Origin of the sequence: Actinoallomurus spadix (assembly GCF_024055725.1) — a bacterium.
Classification (GTDB): Bacteria; Actinomycetota; Actinomycetes; order Streptosporangiales; family Streptosporangiaceae; genus Actinoallomurus; species Actinoallomurus spadix.
Genome location: NZ_JAMXMX010000001.1, coordinates 216,249 through 231,920, shown reverse-complemented (window position 1 = coordinate 231,920; position 15,672 = coordinate 216,249). Strand labels below are relative to the sequence as shown.

Below are 15,672 nucleotides of genomic sequence, written 5' to 3'. Positions count from 1 at the left end.
GCGAAAGTTTCCTTCTTCACGATCAGGGGCACCCGGGCAGGCCCGTCACGTCGGAACGAACGAACGGAGACAGAGAATGGGCTGTTCCAACAGCGGCTCTCCCGCGTACGGAGAGATGTCCTGGTTCTGCTGCGGTAGCTCCTGGGGCCCCTGCGGAAGCGCCGGGCACGGGGCCTGCGGCACCTGCAACTCCGGCTCGCACCAGTGCGCGTGGCCGAACACGTCCGACGCCTGCTTCGGGATCACCCATCCCGACCAGTGCGGCGAGGGCCTGGCTCGGCGCACGTGCGGCCACGTCTTCTACGTGACGAGCGTCTGCAGCGGCAAGTGCGTGAGCGTGTCGATCGCCGACTGCGGCCCGGACACCAACCCCTTCTGCGGCGAACGTTCCTGCTGCGGGTCGACCTGTTACACCAACCGGATCATCGACCTGACGCCCTCGGCCTACAGCGCCATCGCCGACCTCTCGACCGGGCTGTCCCCCGCCCGTATCGACAGCTGACCGGAGGCCCCGCCATGCCCCAGCCAGACCGCCGTCGTTTCCTCACCTCCGCCGTGCTCGGCGGTTCCGCCGTCGCCGGCGCGACCGCCCTCGGGTCGCTGGCCCCCGAGGCCGCCTTCGCCGCCCCTCCCAAGATCAAGCTCGACCCGGGCGCCCTCGACCCGAACTTCGCCGAAGGCCGCATCACCGGCATCAGCGGCTCCCTGCTCAGGGCCTCCGGCTCCGACCGGACCCTGCACCGCGTCCACGTCACGGACGGCACCAGCATCTGGAAGCTGCACCCGACGACCTTCGACCAGATCAAGGTCGGCGACGGGTTCTACGCCCGCGGTGTCCGCCTGCCGGACGGCTCGCTGGCCGCGGACGCAATCTGGGTGAACATCGTCAACCTGGACGCGTCGATCGCCGCCATCGAGGCCGCACGCCTGCACCTCGACCACAACGGCAAGCGGGTGATCGGCCACGTCGTCGGCGGCAGGACCGCCGCGGTGTACGGCTCCGCGCCCGCGGTCGCCGACCTGACCCGCCTGCAGGTCGGCCGGCACGTCAAGGTGATCGGGGCCTGGCGTCCCGACACCAACGAGGTGGACGTCGCGACCGTCTACTCGGGCGCGTGACCGGAAGGAGGCGATCCCCATGGCCGAGTGGCCGGCGTCGGTACAGCCGTTGTTCGTCGGCGCGACGCTGCTGTGGTCGGGCGGCCTCAAGTGCGCCGGCTTGTCAGCCGGCCGCGCCGCGCGGCGGTCCGCGTTGCGGTCACTGGTCGGCGAGGAACGGGCACCTGCCGTCTACCGGCTGACCGGCGCCGTGGAACTGCTGCTGGCGGCCGCCCTCCTGGCGCCGCCGGTGTACGCGGGCGAGGCCGTGGCGGCCGCCGTGCTCGCCACCGGGTTCCTGGCGTACCTGGCGTACGCCCGGATCGCCGCGCCGGGCTCCTCGTGCGGCTGCATGAGCGCGCGTCCCACGCCGGTGACCTGGCGCGGCTTCGCCCGGGCCGGGCTGATCCTGGCCGCGGCGCTGCTCGGCACGCGGGCGGGCCCCTGGTGGGACGCGGCGGCCGGTCACCCCTGGGCGGCCGGGACGCTGCTCGTCGGTGAGGCCGCGGCGCTGGTCGCGTTCTCGCCGGAGGCGGACCGGCGGTGGCTGTATCCCCTGCGGCGGCTGCGGGTACGCCTCCGGCACCCGCTCGCCGACCGGTCGTTCGACATGCCGCTGGAGTCCAGTCTCCAGCAGCTCCACGGCAGCACGGCGTACCGGCAGGTCGGCGGGCTGCTGCGGTCCGGGCTGAGGGAGAGCTGGGACGAGGAGGACGTCCGCGTGCTCTGCTACACCGCGGAGTACGAGGGGCGGCTCGCCACGGCGGTCTTCGCGGTGCCGCTGCGGCACTACCGGCCCGAAGAGATCCGTGTCGCCCTCGTGGACGAGTCGGCCGCGGCCACGCTGCTGGTCCTCGACGGCGCCTGACCCGCGGCCCGCGTCGCCGGACCCCAGGTCAGGCGGCGCGGGCCGTCGCGCGGGTCAGCCGCCCGCCATGGCACCGACGATCAGGAAGGGCTCGGCGCCCGTCGTGACCGGATCGGGCAGCGGGGTGTCCGGCGGGTCGTGGGAGAGGTCCCGCTCGCACGCGTAGTAGCGGACGAACGCCCGGCGGCGGAGGGTGCCGTGGTCGCGGATGGTGCCGCGCAGCACGGGGTACCGGGCCTCCAGGGCGTCGAGGACGGAGCCGGGCGTCGCCGGTGCGGCGACGTCGACCTCCACCTCGCCGTGGACCCCGGCGAGGACCTTCAGGTGCGCGGGCAGGACGACCCGGATCACGGCAGCGTCTGGACTTCGACGGACAGGACGGCCGGGAGATCCCGGACGATCGGCGCCCAGGTGTCCCCCGCGTCGGCCGAGGCGTACACCTGCCCGCCGGTCGTGCCGAAATAGACGCCGCAGGAGTCGAGCGAGTCGACCGCCATCGCGTCGCGGAGCACGTTGACGTAGCAGTGCTCCTGCGGCAGCCCCTTCGTCAGCGGCTCCCACTCGTCCCCGCCCGTCCGGCTGCGGTAGACGCGCAGCCGGCCCTCCGGCGGGTAGTGCTCGGAGTCGCTCTTGATCGGCACGACGTAGACGGTGTCCGGCTCGTGGGCGTGCACCGCGATCGGGAAGCCGAAGTCGGAGGGCAGGTCGCCGCTGACCTCGTGCCAGGACTCGCCGGCGTCGTCGGTCCGCATGACGTCCCAGTGCTTCTGCATGTAGAGGCGCTGGGGGCGGGACGGGTGCATCGCGAGGCGGTGGACGCAGTGGCCGACCTCGGCGTCGGGGTCGGGGATGCCGTTGGTGAGGAGACCGCGGTTGATGGGCCGCCAGGTGTCGCCGCCGTCGTCGGTGCGGAAGGCGCCCGCGGCGGAGATCGCGACGTATATCCGCCGCGCGTCGGACGGGTCGAGGAGGATCGTGTGCAGGCACATGCCGCCCGCTCCGGGCTGCCAGGACGAGGCGGAGGCGTGGCGGCGCAGCCCGGGCAGCTCCTCCCAGGTCGCCCCGCCGTCCGTTGACCGGAACAGCGCGGCGTCCTCGACGCCGGCGTAGACGGTGTCCGGGTCGGCCGGCGAGGGCTCCAGGTGCCAGACGCGCGCGAACTCCCAGGGATGCGGCGTCCCGTCGTACCACTGGTGGGTGCCGGTGACGCCGTCATACTCGAACCGGTTGCCGACCGGCTCCCAGGTCCGGCCGCCGTCGTCGGACCGCTGGATCAGCTGGCCGAACCACCCCGTGGACTGGGCGGCGTACAGCCGGGACGGGTCGGCCGGGGAACCGGCCAGATGGTAGATCTCCCAGCCGCCGAAGAAGGGACCGCTGACGTCCCACTCCTCCCGGTGGCCGTCCGAGGCGAGGACGAACGCGCCCTTGCGCGTCCCGACCAGTACCCGCACTCCACTCATGCGCCCTCCTCCGTCGGGGGGTGTGATGTGCTGCTCGACCTGCGGGTTCGCAGGCCGCTCACGGTAGACCACCGGTACGACGAAAACTCATCGTTCACGCGCATCGGCGGGTTGCAATCGCGGAACCGATGGGGCCCGCGGGGCTCGCCGGGTGCCCGGTTCTTCCGCCCCTGGCGGGGTAGAGACGGGTTCTCTGCTAACGAGGAGGCCGTGGTTGCGAAGTTTCGGAGTGGAAGAGGAGCTGCTGCTGGTCGCACCGAGCAGCGGCATCCCGGTCGCGCTCGCCGAGTCCGTCACGCGGGGCGGGGACGACGACGGGCCAGAGCGTGAGCTGCAGCGGCAGCAGGTCGAGACGGGCACCGACCCGTGCACGACGCTCGACGAGCTGTCGCGCCAGCTGCGGGACCGCCGCGACGCCGCGTCCGAGGCCGCCCGGCGGGCCGGCTCGGAGGTGGCCGCGCTGGCGACCTCGCCGCGGGCCGTCACCCCGTCGACCACTCCGGCGGAGCGCTACCTGCGGATGGCCGAGGAGTACGCCCTCACCGCCCAGGAGCAGCTGACCTGCGGCTGCCACGTCCACGTGAGCATCGAGTCGGAGGACGAGGGCGTGGGCGTGCTGGACCGCCTCCGCCCGTGGCTGGCGCCGCTGCTGGCGATGACCGGGAACTCCCCCTTCTGGCAGGAGCGCGACAGCGGCTACGACAGCTATCGGTACCAGGTGTGGGGGCGCTGGCCGTCGGCCGGGCCAACCGAGGCGTTCGGCACGCCCAAGGTGTACCACGAGACCGTACGGTCGATGGTGGAGTCCGGGACGCTCCTGGACGAGGGGATGATCTACTTCGACGCCCGGCTGTCCCGGCACTATCCGACCGTGGAGGTCCGCGTCGCGGACGTGTGCCTGCTGGCGGACGACGCCGTCCTGCTCGCCGCGCTCGTACGGGGGCTCGTTGAGACCGCCGCGCGGGAGTGGCGGTCCGGGCAGCCGCCGGTGCCCGTCCGCACGGAGCTGCTGCGCCTCGCGTCGTGGCGGGCGAGCCGGTCCGGGCTCTCCGGCGACCTGATCCATCCGGTGACGCAGCGCCCGGCCCCGGCGGGCGTGGTCGTGCGGGCGCTGATCGAGCACGTCGCCCCGGCCCTCGTCGACGCGGGCGACCTGCGTGCCGTGACCGAGCTGGCCGAGCGGCTGCTGGAGCGGGGCAACGGCGCGGCGCTGCAGCGCCGGGTGTACGAGGAGACCCGTGACCTGTCCGCCGTGGTCAACGCCGCCGTGGCCCGCACCCTCGGCGCGTAGCGACAGGTACGCCCCGGTGCGCGACGCGGGTCACGCACCGGGGCGTGCCGGGCTCGGAAGAGCCGGGGCGTACCGGGCTCAGGACTCGAAGGCCTCCGGCGGCGGGCAGGAGCAGACCAGGTTGCGGTCGCCGTACGCCTGGTCGATGCGGCGCACCGGCGGCCAGTACTTGTTCTCCCGCAGGGACCGCAGCGGGTAGGCGGCGTCCTCCCGGCCGTAGGAGTGCTTCCAGTCCTCGGTGAGCAGGGACGCGGCGGTGTGCGGGGCGTTCTTCAGCGGGTTGTCGTCCGCGTCGTACTCCCCCGCCGTCACCCGCTCGATCTCCCGGCGGATCTGGATCATGGCGTCGCAGAAGCGGTCCAGCTCGGCGAGGTCCTCGCTCTCCGTGGGCTCGATCATCAGGGTGCCCGCGACGGGGAAGGCGAGGGTCGGCGCGTGCAGGCCGTAGTCGATGAGCCGCTTGGCGACGTCCTCCGCCGTGATCTTCGTGTCCTTGGTGATCTTGCGGAGGTCGATGATGCACTCGTGGGCGACCAGGCCGCCCCGGCCGGTGTAGAGGACCGGGTAGTGGTCCGACAGGCGCTTGGCCACATAGTTGGCGGCCAGCACCGCCGACTCCGTCGCGGCGCGCAGCCCGTCCGCGCCCATCATCGCGATGTACGTCCAGGAGATCGGCAGGATGCCCGCCGAGCCCCAGGGCGCGGCCGCGATCGGGCCGCTGCCCGTCTCCGGGCCGGCCTCGGGCCGCAGCGGGTGGTTGGGCAGGAACGGCACCAGGTGCTCGCGCACGCCCACCGGGCCGACGCCCGGGCCCCCGCCGCCGTGCGGAATGCAGAAGGTCTTGTGCAGGTTCAGGTGGGACACGTCCGCGCCGAACTCCCCAAGCCGGGCCAGGCCGACGAGGGCGTTGAGGTTGGCGCCGTCGACGTACACCTGGCCGCCGGCGTCGTGCACGCTCTTGCAGACCTCGGTGATCGTCTCCTCGTAGATGCCGTGGGTCGAGGGGTACGTCACCATGATCGCCGCGAGCCGGTCACGGTGCTTGTCGATCTTGGCGTGCAGGTCGTCGAGGTCGATGTCGCCGTGGTCGGTGCTCTTGACGACGACCACGCGCATCCCGGCCATCACCGCGCTCGCGGCGTTCGTGCCGTGCGCGGAGGACGGGATCAGGCAGACGTCGCGGTGGCTCTCGCCGCGGGACGCGTGGTAGCCGTGCACGGCGAGGAGACCGGCCAGCTCACCCTGGGAGCCGGCGTTCGGCTGCACCGATACCTTCGCGTACCCGGTGATCTCGGCCAGCCACGCCTCCAGCTCCCCGATCAGCCGCACGTAGCCGCGCGCCTGCTCCAGCGGCGCGAACGGGTGGATCTGCGCGAACTCCGGCCAGGTGATCGGCTCCATCTCGGTGGTGGCGTTGAGCTTCATCGTGCAGGAGCCCAGCGGGATCATCGAGCGGTCCAGCGCGATGTCCTTGTCCTGGAGGCGGCGCAGGTAGCGCAGCATCGCCGTCTCCGAGCGGTGCGCGTGGAAGACCGGGTGGTCCAGGTAGCCGCTCTCCCGGCGGACCGCCGCGGGCAGCGCGTCCTCCGCGCCGGCGGACGGCGCCTCCTCCCCCGTCAGGCCGAACGCCCGCCACACCGCGGTCACGTGCCCGTCGGTCGTCGTCTCGTCGCAGGCGATCCCGACGTGGTCGGCATCCACGAGGCGCAGGTTCACGCCGAGCTCGCGCGCCCGGCGTACGGTCTCCTCCGCCCGGCCCGGCACCCGGGCGAGCACGGTGTCGAAGAAAGTCTCGTGCACGATCTCGGCGCCCAGCGCCGCCAGCCCGCCCGCGAGCCGGACGGCGTGCGCGTGCACCCGCTCGGCGATGCCGCGCAGCCCCTCCGGGCCGTGGTAGACGGCGTACATGCTCGACATGACGGCCAGCAGCACCTGGGCGGTGCAGATGTTGCTCGTGGCCTTCTCGCGGCGGATGTGCTGCTCACGCGTCTGCAGCGCCAGGCGGTACGCCGGATCGCCGTCGATGTCGACGGACACGCCGACGAGGCGGCCGGGCAGCTGCCGCTGCAGCCCGTCTCGTACGGCCATGTAGCCGGCGTGCGGGCCGCCGAAGCCGTACGGCACGCCGAACCGCTGGGACGTGCCCACCGCGATGTCCGCGCCGAACTCCCCGGGCGCCTTCAGCAGGGTCAGGGCCAGCAGGTCCGCGGCCACGACCACCTGCGCGCCGCGCTCGTGCGCGGCCCCGGTCAGCGGCGCCAGGTCGCGTACGGCGCCGCTCGCCCCCGGGTACTGCAGCAGCACGCCGAAGAACTCCCCGTCCGGCAGCCCTTCGGACAGGTCGGCGACGACGACCTCGATGCCCAGCGGCACCGCGCGGGTGCGGATCACCTCGATCGTCTGCGGCAGCACGTCGGCGTCGACCAGGAAGGTGTCCCCGGCCCTGGCGGCCCGGCGCGCGAGCGTCATCGCCTCGGCCGCGGCGGTTCCCTCGTCCAAGAGGGACGCGTTCGCGACGGGCAGCCCGGTCAGGTCGCTCACGACGGTCTGGAAGTTCAGCAGCGCCTCGAGACGCCCCTGGGAGATCTCCGGCTGGTACGGCGTATAGGCGGTGTACCAGCCCGGGTTCTCCAGGACGTTGCGCAGGATCACCCCCGGGGTCACCGTGCCGTAGTAGCCGAGGCCGATCATCGAGGTCAGAACCTGGTTCTCCGCGGCCATCTCGCGCAGCCGGGCCAGCGCCTCCACCTCGCTCAGGGCCGGAGGCAGGTCGAGGGGCCGTTCGGTGCGGATCGCCGTGGGCACGGCGGCGTCGACGAGGGCCTCGACACTCGGGAAGCCGACGGTCTCGGCCATCTCGGCGCGTTCGGTGCTCGACGGCCCGATGTGCCGATCGGCGAAGCGAACCTCGGTCATTGGGGAGCCTCCTGGTGCGATGCGTGCGCAGCCACCACCGGGCAGGCCGGTGGCCGGTCTCCCCCTCTGTCAGAGGAACCTGAGAGGTTCACCGCGCCGGGGCGCGGTTTGCACCTTCGGTGAGGTCCGGCGTGGCGCGCCGGCCCTGCTTTCCAGAGGCGCCTCGTTCGTACGGTCCTTTGTGCCTGAGAGGTTCCGGGGAGGGTTGCTCCTTCGGCGCCCCGCACCACGGTGGGCGAGGTCTCTCCCGTACGAGGTCGACGGCCATTCCAGCCTACCGGAGGACAAGTCCCCGCGTTCCAGCATGATCACGTACTTCCCCCTCGCGCGGGTCACCATGCGACGATGAGCCCGCCCGGCCCGCACGGAGGAGACCCGATGGACGAGACCTGGCGGCTGATCGAGTGTTGTCACGCCTTCGTCTACTTCGTTCCCGAGACGCGGGACGCCTACGCCGAGGCCGGCCTGACCGGGTTCTGGCGGGGCTACTTCGCCTCCCGGGCCGCCGCCCTCGGCACCGCCCCGGCCGAGGTGGTGACCGCCGCGTTCCACAACTTCGCGCCGCGCATGGTGGCCCGCGCGTTCCCGGACGTCTGGCGCCGGTCCTCCCCCGAGGCGGTCCTGGCCGCCCGGACGGCCGTCGCCGACCGGGCCCTCCGCCGCCTGGCGGGCGACCTGATAGACGGGCCCGCCGTCGCCGAGGCCGCCGCCCTGGCGGGACGGGCGGTCGAGGCGTCACCCGTCGCGGGCCGCGTCCTGTTCGCGGCGCACGCGGCGCTCCCCCTGCCGGCCGAGCCGCACCTGGCGCTGTGGCACGCCGTGACCGCGCTCCGGGAGTTCCGCGGGGATGGGCACGTCGCGGCCCTGCTCACCGCGGGCGTGGACGGCTGCGAGGCGAACGTCCTGGCGGGCGCGCTCGGCCTCACCCCGCCCGAGCAGCGCGATCACCGGGGCTGGACGGAGGAGGAGTGGGCGGCCGCCGCCGGGCGGCTGCGCGCCCGCGGCCTCCTCGGCGACGACGGCGCCCCGGCCCCTGAGGGGCGCGCGGCACGGAAGGCGATCGAGGACCTCACCGACCGGCTCGCCCGCCCACCCCTCGACGCCCTCGGCCCGGACGGCGCCGCCCGGCTGACCGGCCTGCTCCGGCCGCTCGCCCAGGCGATCGTCGAGGGCGGCGGCATCCCCTTCCCCAACGCGATGGCCATGCCGCGGCCCGCCGCGCCCGCCTAGCCAGGGGGTGTCGATCGGGCGACACATCGGACACCTCCCGCGCGTCCCAGCCGATGAACTGGGAGGATGCACTCCGTGTCCGTGAACGAATCCCCCGGCGCCGACCACACGGCACCCGGAGAGTCGCCCCCGTCCCCCGCGACCGAGCCCGTGGACGCGGCGGCCCGGCCGCAGGAGGACGCCGACGGCACCCGGCCGGCCGAGGAGGCCACGTCCGGCGCCGCCCCATCCGGCGCCGCCGCGGGCGGTGGAGACGCGGGCGGCGGGGTGCGGGTCGAGGAGCCGTCGCTGCCGCGGCGGATCCGGCGTCCGTCCGACGCCATCCGCTTCCTGCTGACCGTGGGCGTGATCGGGCTCATCCTGGTGCTGGCCCACATCGCGCGGCACACGACCAGCGGGCTGGCCTCCGACATCGCCAGCGGCACCGAGCGGGCACCCCACCTCCTCCTCACCCTCGCCAACCTGGCGTCCGGCATCGGCGTCCTGGCCGTTCCGGTCGCGTTCGGGGTGACCCGCGTCATCGGCCGCGAGGGACTGCGGGTGGTCATCGGCGTCGTCGCCGCGGTGGCCGCGCTCGGCATCTCCCTCGGCCTGGACTCGTGGATGACCGCGGCGGGCATGCGCGACCTCGCCTGGTACCTGACGTGGAAGCGGCACGGCGGGTGGTTCCCCGGCCCCGCCCACATCGACCTCACCCCCGTCATCGCCTACGTCACCGCCGTCGGCCTGGGCGGCCGGACCCGCTGGCAGCTCGTCACCTGGGGCGTGATCGGCCTGGACGCCATCGCGTCGCTCACGACCGGCGCGATCACGCCGCTGGCCGTGCTGACGACCTACCTCATCGGCCGCGCCGTCGGCTACGGCACGCTGTACGCGGTCGGCGCGCCGAGCATCCGCCCGCCCGGGGACGCCGTCGTCGCCGCGCTGCGGCGCGTCGGGCTCGCGCCCGTCCATGCCGTGCGCGTCGCCGACGGCCCCGAGGACACCCGCCGCTACACGGCGGCGCTGGCGGACGGGCGGACGGTCGACGTCACGGTGCTGGACCGCGACCAGCAGACGGCCGGCCTGCTGTACCGCCTCTGGCGGCGGGCGCGGCTGCGCGGCGAGATGCCGCGCCGTACGATCCGGTCACTGCGCCGCTCGCTGGAGCAGGAGTCGCTGATGTCCTACGCCACGACGGCGGCGGGCGCGTCGACCCCCCGGCTGCTGGCCACGTCGGAGGTGGGCAGCGAGGCCGCCCTGCTCGCCTACGAGCACGTGCCCGGCCGGCTCCTCGCCGACCTGCCCGACGAGGAACTGACCGACGAGCTGCTCCGCGCCATCTGGACCGAGCTGAAACTCCTGCAGGACCGGCGCCTCGCGCACCGCCGCCTGGTGAGCGAGAGCATCCTCGTCGGCGAGGACGGCCGGCCCCACTTCATCGACCTGCGCGGTGGGGAGATCGCGGCCGGCGATCTGGTCCTTCGTGTCGACCTGGCGCAGCTGCTGACCGAACTGGCGCTGCGCGTCGGCGCCGAGCGGACCGTCCGCACGGCCGCCGCCGTGCTCGGCCCGGACACCCTCGGCGCGACCGTGCCGCTGCTGCAGAAGGTCGTCCTCGCCCGGTCGACGCGGAACGCCCTGCGCCGGGACAAGAAACTGCTGAGCCGGATCCGGGAACAGATCCGCGTGCTGCGCCCGGAGCTGGTGACGGCGGCCCAGCCGCTGCGGCTGGACCGGTTCCGGCCGCGCACGCTGGTGAGCGTGGTCGCCGGGATGGTCGGCGCGTACCTCCTGCTGTCCCAGCTCGGCAACGTGAATCTTCCGCACCTCGTGGCCCACGCCGACTGGCGGTGGTTCGCCGTCGGCGCGCTCGCCTCGGCGGCCAGCTACCTGGCCGCGGCCCTGATGCTGATGGGCTTCGTGCCGGAGCGGCTGCCGCTGGGCCGGACGATCCTGGTTCAGCTCGTCGCCTCGTTCATCAAGCTGGTCGCGCCGGCCGCGGTCGGCGGCATCGCGGTGAACACGCGCTACCTCCAGCGGGCGGGCGTGCCGGCCGGCCAGGCGGCCGCGAGCGTCGGCGCCTCCCAGTTGACGGGCATGGCCTCCCACGTCCTCATGCTGGTGCTCTTCGGCTACATCACGGGCAGCAACTACGGTCCGTCGCTGCCGCCGTCGAGGATCATCATCGTGTCGCTGCTCGGGGCTGCCGTGCTGGCGATCATCGTGCTGTCGGTCGGTCCGCTGCGGCGGCTCGTCGCCGCGCGGACGCGCTCGATGTTCTCCGGGGTGCTCCCCCGCCTGCTCGACGTGCTGCAGTCGCCGAAGAAGCTCGCGACCGGCATGGGCGGCACACTCCTGCTCACGGCCGCGTTCGTCGCCTGCCTGGACGCGTCGATCCGGGCGTTCGGCGGCTCGATGAGCCTGACGACCGTCGCGGTGGTGTTCCTGACCGGCAACGCCCTCGGCTCGGCCGCTCCCACGCCGGGCGGCCTCGGCGCCGTGGAGGGCGCGCTGTCGCTGGGCCTGACCCTCGCGGGGCTGCCGGCCGGGACCGCGACCTCGGCGGTGCTGCTGTTCCGGCTGCACACCTTCTGGCTGCCCGTCCTGCCCGGCTGGGCGTCGATGTCCTACCTGCAGCGCAAAGACGTGATCTGACCCGCGCCGGCCGGTCCTCGAAGCAGGCGCCGGCCGGCGCAGTGGGCGGGGGTCAGGACAGGCCGGGCACGCGTTCGGCGGCGGGCACCGGGCCGGGCGGGGTGCCGTCGCCGAAGGGCCGGCCGCCCAGCTCCTCCCGGCCGTGCGGCGTCAGCCAGCCGCGCGGATCCGGGCCGACCGCGACGATCCTCGTCGGGTTGATCTCGTGGTGGACGTAGTAGTAGTGGCGCTTGATGTGGTCGAAGTCCACCGTGTCGCCGAAGCCCGGGGTCTGGAAGAGGTCACGGGCGTACGCCCACAGGACCGGCAGCTCGGTCAGCTTGCTGCGGTTGCACTTAAAGTGGCCGTGATAGACGGCGTCGAAGCGGACCAGCGTGACGAAGAGCCGGATGTCGGCCTCGGTGATCGTGTCGCCGACGAGGTAACGGCGGGTCGCCAGCCGCTCGGACAGGGCGTCGAGCCGCTCGAACAGCCGCCGGACGTGCCCCTCGTACCCCTCCTGGTCCCGGGAGAAGCCGGCCATGTAGACGCCGTTGTTGACGTCCCGGAAGACCTCGGCGTTGACGGCGTCGATCTCGTCCCGCAGGCGCTCGGGGTACAGGTCCGGCGCGCCGGGCCGGTGGTGGGCGGTCCACTCGGTGGACAGGTCCAGCGTGATCCGCTGGTAGTCGTTGGTGACGAGCCGCCCGCTGGGCACGTCGACGATCGCCGGGACGCTCACGCCGCCGTCGTAGCCCGGCTCGGCCTTCTCGTACGCCTCGGACAGGAAGCGGATGCCGAGCACCGGGTCACGGTCGCCGGGGTCCAGCGTGAACCGCCAGCTGCGCTCGTCCTGGATCGGGTCGACGATGCCGACGGAGATCGCGTCCTCCAGGCCCAGGAGCCGGCGGACGATCAGCCCGCGGCTGGCCCAGGGGCAGGCGCGGCTGACCACCAGGCGGTACCGGCCGGGCTCCACCGGCCACGGCGAGGAGCCGTCGGCGGTGATGCGGTCGGTGAAGTGGCTCGGCGACCGGGTGAACTCCTCGTCGTCCTGCTGCCGGATGGGGCTCAACGCACTCGCTCTCGTGAAGTCGGGGGATCAAAGGGTCCGGCGCGACGAGGCCGGAGATCTCAGCCGGTCTTGCGCACCCGCCGGCGGCGGGCCAGCTCGTCGTGGGGGCTGTCACCGCCCGGGTGCGCGCGTTCGGCCGGCATCTCCGCGAGGCTGCCCTCGACCTCCTGCCACACCCGGCCCAGCGCGATCCCGAACACGCCCTGGCCGCCCTGCACGAGATCGACGACCTCGTCGGGAGACGTGCACTCATAGACGCTCACGCCGTCGCTCATCAAGGTGATCTGCGCCAGGTCGTGCACTCCGCGGTCGCGCAGGTGCTCCACGGCGGTGCGTATCTGCTGCAGGGAGACACCGGTGTCCAGCAACCGCTTCACGACCTTCAGCACCAGGATGTCACGGAAGCTGTACAGACGCTGGGAGCCCGAGCCATGGGCGGAGCGCACACTGGGCACCACCAGCTCCGTGCGCGCCCAGTAGTCGAGCTGGCGGTAGCTGATGCCCGCCGCGGCGCATGCCGTTGGCCCGCGGAACCCGACGTCGTCGGGCAGGGGCGACACGCTCCCGCCGAACAGGAGACCTTGCTCCCCGGCGCGTTGAGACGCATCGTGCCTTTCGCGGGCCGCCTTGCCCTCGCCGCTGCTTGCCGCCACGCGGACCTCCGGCTCTATCATCCCGCAGCGATCCACCAAGGGGGTTTGACGGAATTACGCCGCAGGTGTTCAAGCAGCACGGTAGGTCGCGGCCCCTGCAGGGTCAACGTTCGCGGTCGGCGCGTCGCAGCCAACGCAAAACGCTACGACGTCGTCTAAACCCCTTATTCATCGCTATCGGCGGCACCTACCCACGTAGTGACGCTCTTCGCGCCGTGAAGGTTCCCCGCAAGCCGTACGGAACTTTTCCCCCGGGATTACGATCCTGCTACCGGCAGCCGCCGGTGCGTACGCAGAGTGAGCGGAGACGGGCACGGCTCACCCGTGAGGGGCGCAAGAGGACTCCTCGGCACGGCGAGGAGCGGTCTCAGGGGCGAGGGGCTCCGCCGCTCAGGTGGCGCGGCCGAAGTCCTCCGGCGAGATCGTGTCGAGGAACTCGCGGAACTTCTCGACCTCGTCCTCCTGCTCGTCGGGGATCGCCACCCCCGCCTCGTCGAGGACGTCCTCACTCGCGAAGATCGACGCGCCGGTGCGCAGCGCCAGGGCGATGGAGTCCGAAGGACGGGCGCTGACCTCGGCGCCGTTGGAGAAGACCAGGTCGGCGAAGAAGATGCCCTCGCGGAGGGCGGTGATGTTCACCGTCCGCAACTGGACGTCGAACGCCTCCAGCACGTCACGGAACAGGTCGTGGGTGAGCGGCCGGGCCGGCAGCACCCCCTGCTGGGCGAAGGCGATCGCGGTGGCCTCCACCGCGCCGATCCAGATCGGCAGGTAACGGTCGCCGTCCGTCTCCTTCAGCAGCACGATGGGCTGGTTGGAGGGCATCTCGACCCGTACGCCGACGACCTCCATCTGCTTCACAGCGGCTCCCTGCTGAAGACGGCTACCCGAAACCCTTGTAGCCAACGTACACCCCAGGCGCGCCGAGCCGGGGAGCGGTGACGGGTCAGAGAGTGATCTCTAAGGATCGAGTCCTTCCCGCAATCCGGTCGAGACCAGGGCGGCGTGCAGCTTCAGCGACAGGGCCGCGATCTCACGCGCCGTCTCGGCCGCCCGGTCCCGTGCGCCCGGGCTGCGCTGCCGCATGGCCGGCGCCACCGCCGCCTCGATCAGGCCGACCTCGCGGTCCGCCGCCGCCTTGACCGCGCGCAGATGCCGGGCCTCGAACCCGAAGGCCCGCAGCGCCGCCGCCGCACGGGCGATCGTGAGCGCGTCCCGGTCGTAGTGGCCGCCGGTGCGGCGGATGAGACCGAACTCCTCCAGGTCGGTCAGCGCGTCCGCGTCGATGCCGGCCGCGTCGGCCAGCTGGCGGCGTGTCAGGCGTACCTCGGCGTTCTCCTCGGCCGTGGTGTCGGCCGCGACGAGGCCCCGCGGCGCCCGCCGGCGTCCGGCCAGCGGAGGCGGCTCCAGCCCGCGATCAGCGGCGTCGAGGTACTCCTTGATGACCCGCAGCGGCAGGTAGTGATCGCGCTGGGCGGCCAGGATGAACCTGAGCCGCTCGGTATCCGCCGGGGCGAACTTGCGGTACCCGGACGGGGTTCGCTCCGGCTCGATCAGCCCCTCCGCCTCGAGGAACCGGATCTTGGAGACCGTGATGTCCGGGAACTCGGGGGACAGCAGGCCGAGCACCTCGCCGATCGTCATGTACGCGCGGGCGGCGGACGGGCTCATCGCCACCTCCGATCCGGCGGCGCGGCGTCGGCCGGCGTCCGGGCGCCCCTCCGGTACTCGTCACCCACGGTGTGCTCCGGTGGCCGGACATCCCTCCGGCACTCGTTCCTCACGGTGGGGCCCGGCGGCCGGGCGCCCGCCCGGCGCCCGCCGCGCGCGGCGGTCACGGGCGCGCTCGCCGCGCGCCCTTCCCGTCCCGGCCCCAGCGTCTCCGGCTTCGTCACGGCCCTCCCGCCGGCCGGCCGTCGCCCCTTCCCTCGGCGGCGTACTGCGGGTTGGTGAGGAACACCAGCCGGAACTTGCCGATCTGGACCTCGTCGCCGCCGGACAGGCCGGCCTCGTCGATCCGCTCCCGGTTGACGTAGGTGCCGTTCAGGCTTCCGACGTCGCGTACGGAGAACTGCGCGCCTCTGCGGTAGAACTCGGCGTGGCGGCGGGACACGGTGACATCGTCGAGGAAGATGTCGCTCTCGGGGTGACGGCCCGCCGTGGTCCGGTCGCTGTCGAGCAGGAATCTGCTTCCGGCGTTGGGCCCGCGCTTCACCACCAGCAGCGCCGTGTCGGGCGGCAGCGCCTCGACCGCCATCTGGTCCGGGGACAGCTCCTCGCCCGGTTCGACGTCCGGGATCGCGCCGAGTGAGATCGTCGACGTCGACGTCGCGTCACCCGGGTCGCCCGGAACCGGCGGCGCCGCGCTACGGGAGAGCGGGGTTCCGCACTGCGAGCAGAAGTTGGCGTTCTCCGGATTGGCGTGACCACACTGCGTGCAGTAGACGCTCGGCATTTATCGG

14 protein-coding genes and 1 riboswitch are annotated in these 15,672 nt (G+C 73.0%); of the genes, 6 read left to right on the top strand and 8 right to left on the bottom strand.

Annotation, left to right across the window (positions count from 1 at the left end; genetic code table 11):
* The first annotated feature begins 76 nt into the window (after positions 1 to 76).
* The 3 genes from NE235_RS00980 to NE235_RS00970 are packed head-to-tail and all read left to right on the top strand — an operon-like array spanning position 77 to position 1,966.
* A complete protein-coding gene (locus NE235_RS00980; RefSeq protein WP_252798717.1) occupies positions 77 to 502 on the top strand; it encodes a septal ring lytic transglycosylase RlpA family protein in 426 nt (141 codons plus the stop codon).
* A 14-nt stretch (positions 503 to 516) separates the two neighbouring features.
* Positions 517 to 1,119 carry a cell wall protein gene (locus NE235_RS00975; RefSeq protein WP_252798716.1) on the top strand — a complete coding sequence of 201 codons (603 nt, stop codon included), beginning with the start codon at positions 517 to 519 and terminating at the stop codon, positions 1,117 to 1,119.
* Between the two features lie 19 nt (positions 1,120 to 1,138).
* Entirely contained in the window at positions 1,139 to 1,966 is an 828-nt protein-coding gene (locus NE235_RS00970; protein ID WP_252798715.1) for a MauE/DoxX family redox-associated membrane protein, read from the top strand.
* 54 nt (positions 1,967 to 2,020) lie between these two features.
* On the opposite strand, the gene NE235_RS00965 is transcribed toward NE235_RS00970, so the two are convergent.
* Together NE235_RS00965 and NE235_RS00960 are read right to left on the bottom strand one after the other, a co-directional pair.
* Positions 2,021 to 2,317 (bottom strand): MoaD/ThiS family protein, encoded by a 297-nt coding sequence (locus tag NE235_RS00965; protein ID WP_252798714.1) that lies wholly within the window; start codon positions 2,315 to 2,317, stop codon positions 2,021 to 2,023.
* Positions 2,314 to 3,429, bottom strand: a complete 1,116-nt coding sequence (locus NE235_RS00960; protein ID WP_252798713.1) for a WD40/YVTN/BNR-like repeat-containing protein — start codon at positions 3,427 to 3,429, stop codon at positions 2,314 to 2,316. The genes NE235_RS00965 and NE235_RS00960 overlap by 4 nt, the downstream gene beginning before the upstream one ends.
* 214 nt (positions 3,430 to 3,643) lie before the next feature.
* Here NE235_RS00960 and NE235_RS00955 point away from each other — a divergent pair, with 214 nt between their 5' ends.
* A complete protein-coding gene (locus tag NE235_RS00955; protein ID WP_252798712.1) occupies positions 3,644 to 4,720 on the top strand; it encodes a glutamate--cysteine ligase 2 in 1,077 nt (358 codons plus the stop codon).
* A 78-nt stretch (positions 4,721 to 4,798) separates the two neighbouring features.
* Here NE235_RS00955 and gcvP read toward each other — a convergent pair whose 3' ends face one another.
* A complete protein-coding gene (gene gcvP / locus NE235_RS00950; RefSeq protein WP_252798711.1) occupies positions 4,799 to 7,636 on the bottom strand; it encodes an aminomethyl-transferring glycine dehydrogenase in 2,838 nt (945 codons plus the stop codon).
* A 162-nt stretch (positions 7,637 to 7,798) separates the two neighbouring features.
* Positions 7,799 to 7,896, bottom strand: a riboswitch (glycine riboswitch).
* Positions 7,897 to 8,014: 118 nt separating this feature from the next.
* Between gcvP and NE235_RS00945 the strand changes: the two genes are divergently transcribed.
* Both NE235_RS00945 and NE235_RS00940 read left to right on the top strand, forming a co-directional pair.
* A complete protein-coding gene (locus NE235_RS00945) occupies positions 8,015 to 8,866 on the top strand; it encodes an SCO6745 family protein (protein WP_252798710.1) in 852 nt (283 codons plus the stop codon).
* 75 nt (positions 8,867 to 8,941) lie between these two features.
* Positions 8,942 to 11,503, top strand: a complete 2,562-nt coding sequence (locus tag NE235_RS00940; RefSeq protein WP_252798709.1) for a lysylphosphatidylglycerol synthase transmembrane domain-containing protein — start codon at positions 8,942 to 8,944, stop codon at positions 11,501 to 11,503.
* Between the two features lie 52 nt (positions 11,504 to 11,555).
* Here the strand turns inward: NE235_RS00940 and NE235_RS00935 are convergent, their stop codons facing one another.
* The 5 genes from NE235_RS00935 to NE235_RS00915 all read right to left on the bottom strand — a co-directional run bounded on the left by NE235_RS00935 (position 11,556) and on the right by NE235_RS00915 (position 15,665).
* Complete coding sequence (locus tag NE235_RS00935; protein WP_252798708.1) at positions 11,556 to 12,557, bottom strand: glutathione S-transferase family protein; 1,002 nt, start codon at positions 12,555 to 12,557, stop codon at positions 11,556 to 11,558.
* A gap of 59 nt (positions 12,558 to 12,616) precedes the next feature.
* Positions 12,617 to 13,210 carry a MerR family transcriptional regulator gene (locus NE235_RS00930; protein ID WP_252798707.1) on the bottom strand — a complete coding sequence of 198 codons (594 nt, stop codon included), beginning with the start codon at positions 13,208 to 13,210 and terminating at the stop codon, positions 12,617 to 12,619.
* Positions 13,211 to 13,600: 390 nt separating this feature from the next.
* Entirely contained in the window at positions 13,601 to 14,071 is a 471-nt protein-coding gene (locus NE235_RS00925) for a bifunctional nuclease family protein (RefSeq protein WP_252781406.1), read from the bottom strand.
* Between the two features lie 99 nt (positions 14,072 to 14,170).
* Positions 14,171 to 14,881 carry a transcriptional regulator FtsR gene (ftsR, locus tag NE235_RS00920; RefSeq protein WP_252798706.1) on the bottom strand — a complete coding sequence of 237 codons (711 nt, stop codon included), beginning with the start codon at positions 14,879 to 14,881 and terminating at the stop codon, positions 14,171 to 14,173.
* 220 nt (positions 14,882 to 15,101) lie between these two features.
* A complete protein-coding gene (locus tag NE235_RS00915; RefSeq protein WP_252798705.1) occupies positions 15,102 to 15,665 on the bottom strand; it encodes an FHA domain-containing protein in 564 nt (187 codons plus the stop codon).
* Positions 15,666 to 15,672 lie beyond the last annotated feature (7 nt).

Bases quoted from the DNA above. Each gene is read 5' to 3' on its own strand.
- NE235_RS00975 (WP_252798716.1), top strand. From the start codon at position 517: ATGCCCCAGCCAGACCGCCGTCGTTTCCTCACCTCCGCCGTGCTCGGC.
- NE235_RS00945 (WP_252798710.1), top strand. From the start codon at position 8,015: ATGGACGAGACCTGGCGGCTGATCGAGTGTTGTCACGCCTTCGTCTAC.
- NE235_RS00980 (WP_252798717.1), top strand. From the start codon at position 77: ATGGGCTGTTCCAACAGCGGCTCTCCCGCGTACGGAGAGATGTCCTGG.
- gcvP (WP_252798711.1), bottom strand. From the start codon at position 7,636: ATGACCGAGGTTCGCTTCGCCGATCGGCACATCGGGCCGTCGAGCACC.
- NE235_RS00970 (WP_252798715.1), top strand. From the start codon at position 1,139: ATGGCCGAGTGGCCGGCGTCGGTACAGCCGTTGTTCGTCGGCGCGACG.
- NE235_RS00915 (WP_252798705.1), bottom strand. From the start codon at position 15,665: ATGCCGAGCGTCTACTGCACGCAGTGTGGTCACGCCAATCCGGAGAAC.
- ftsR (WP_252798706.1), bottom strand. From the start codon at position 14,881: ATGAGCCCGTCCGCCGCCCGCGCGTACATGACGATCGGCGAGGTGCTC.
- NE235_RS00960 (WP_252798713.1), bottom strand. From the start codon at position 3,429: ATGAGTGGAGTGCGGGTACTGGTCGGGACGCGCAAGGGCGCGTTCGTC.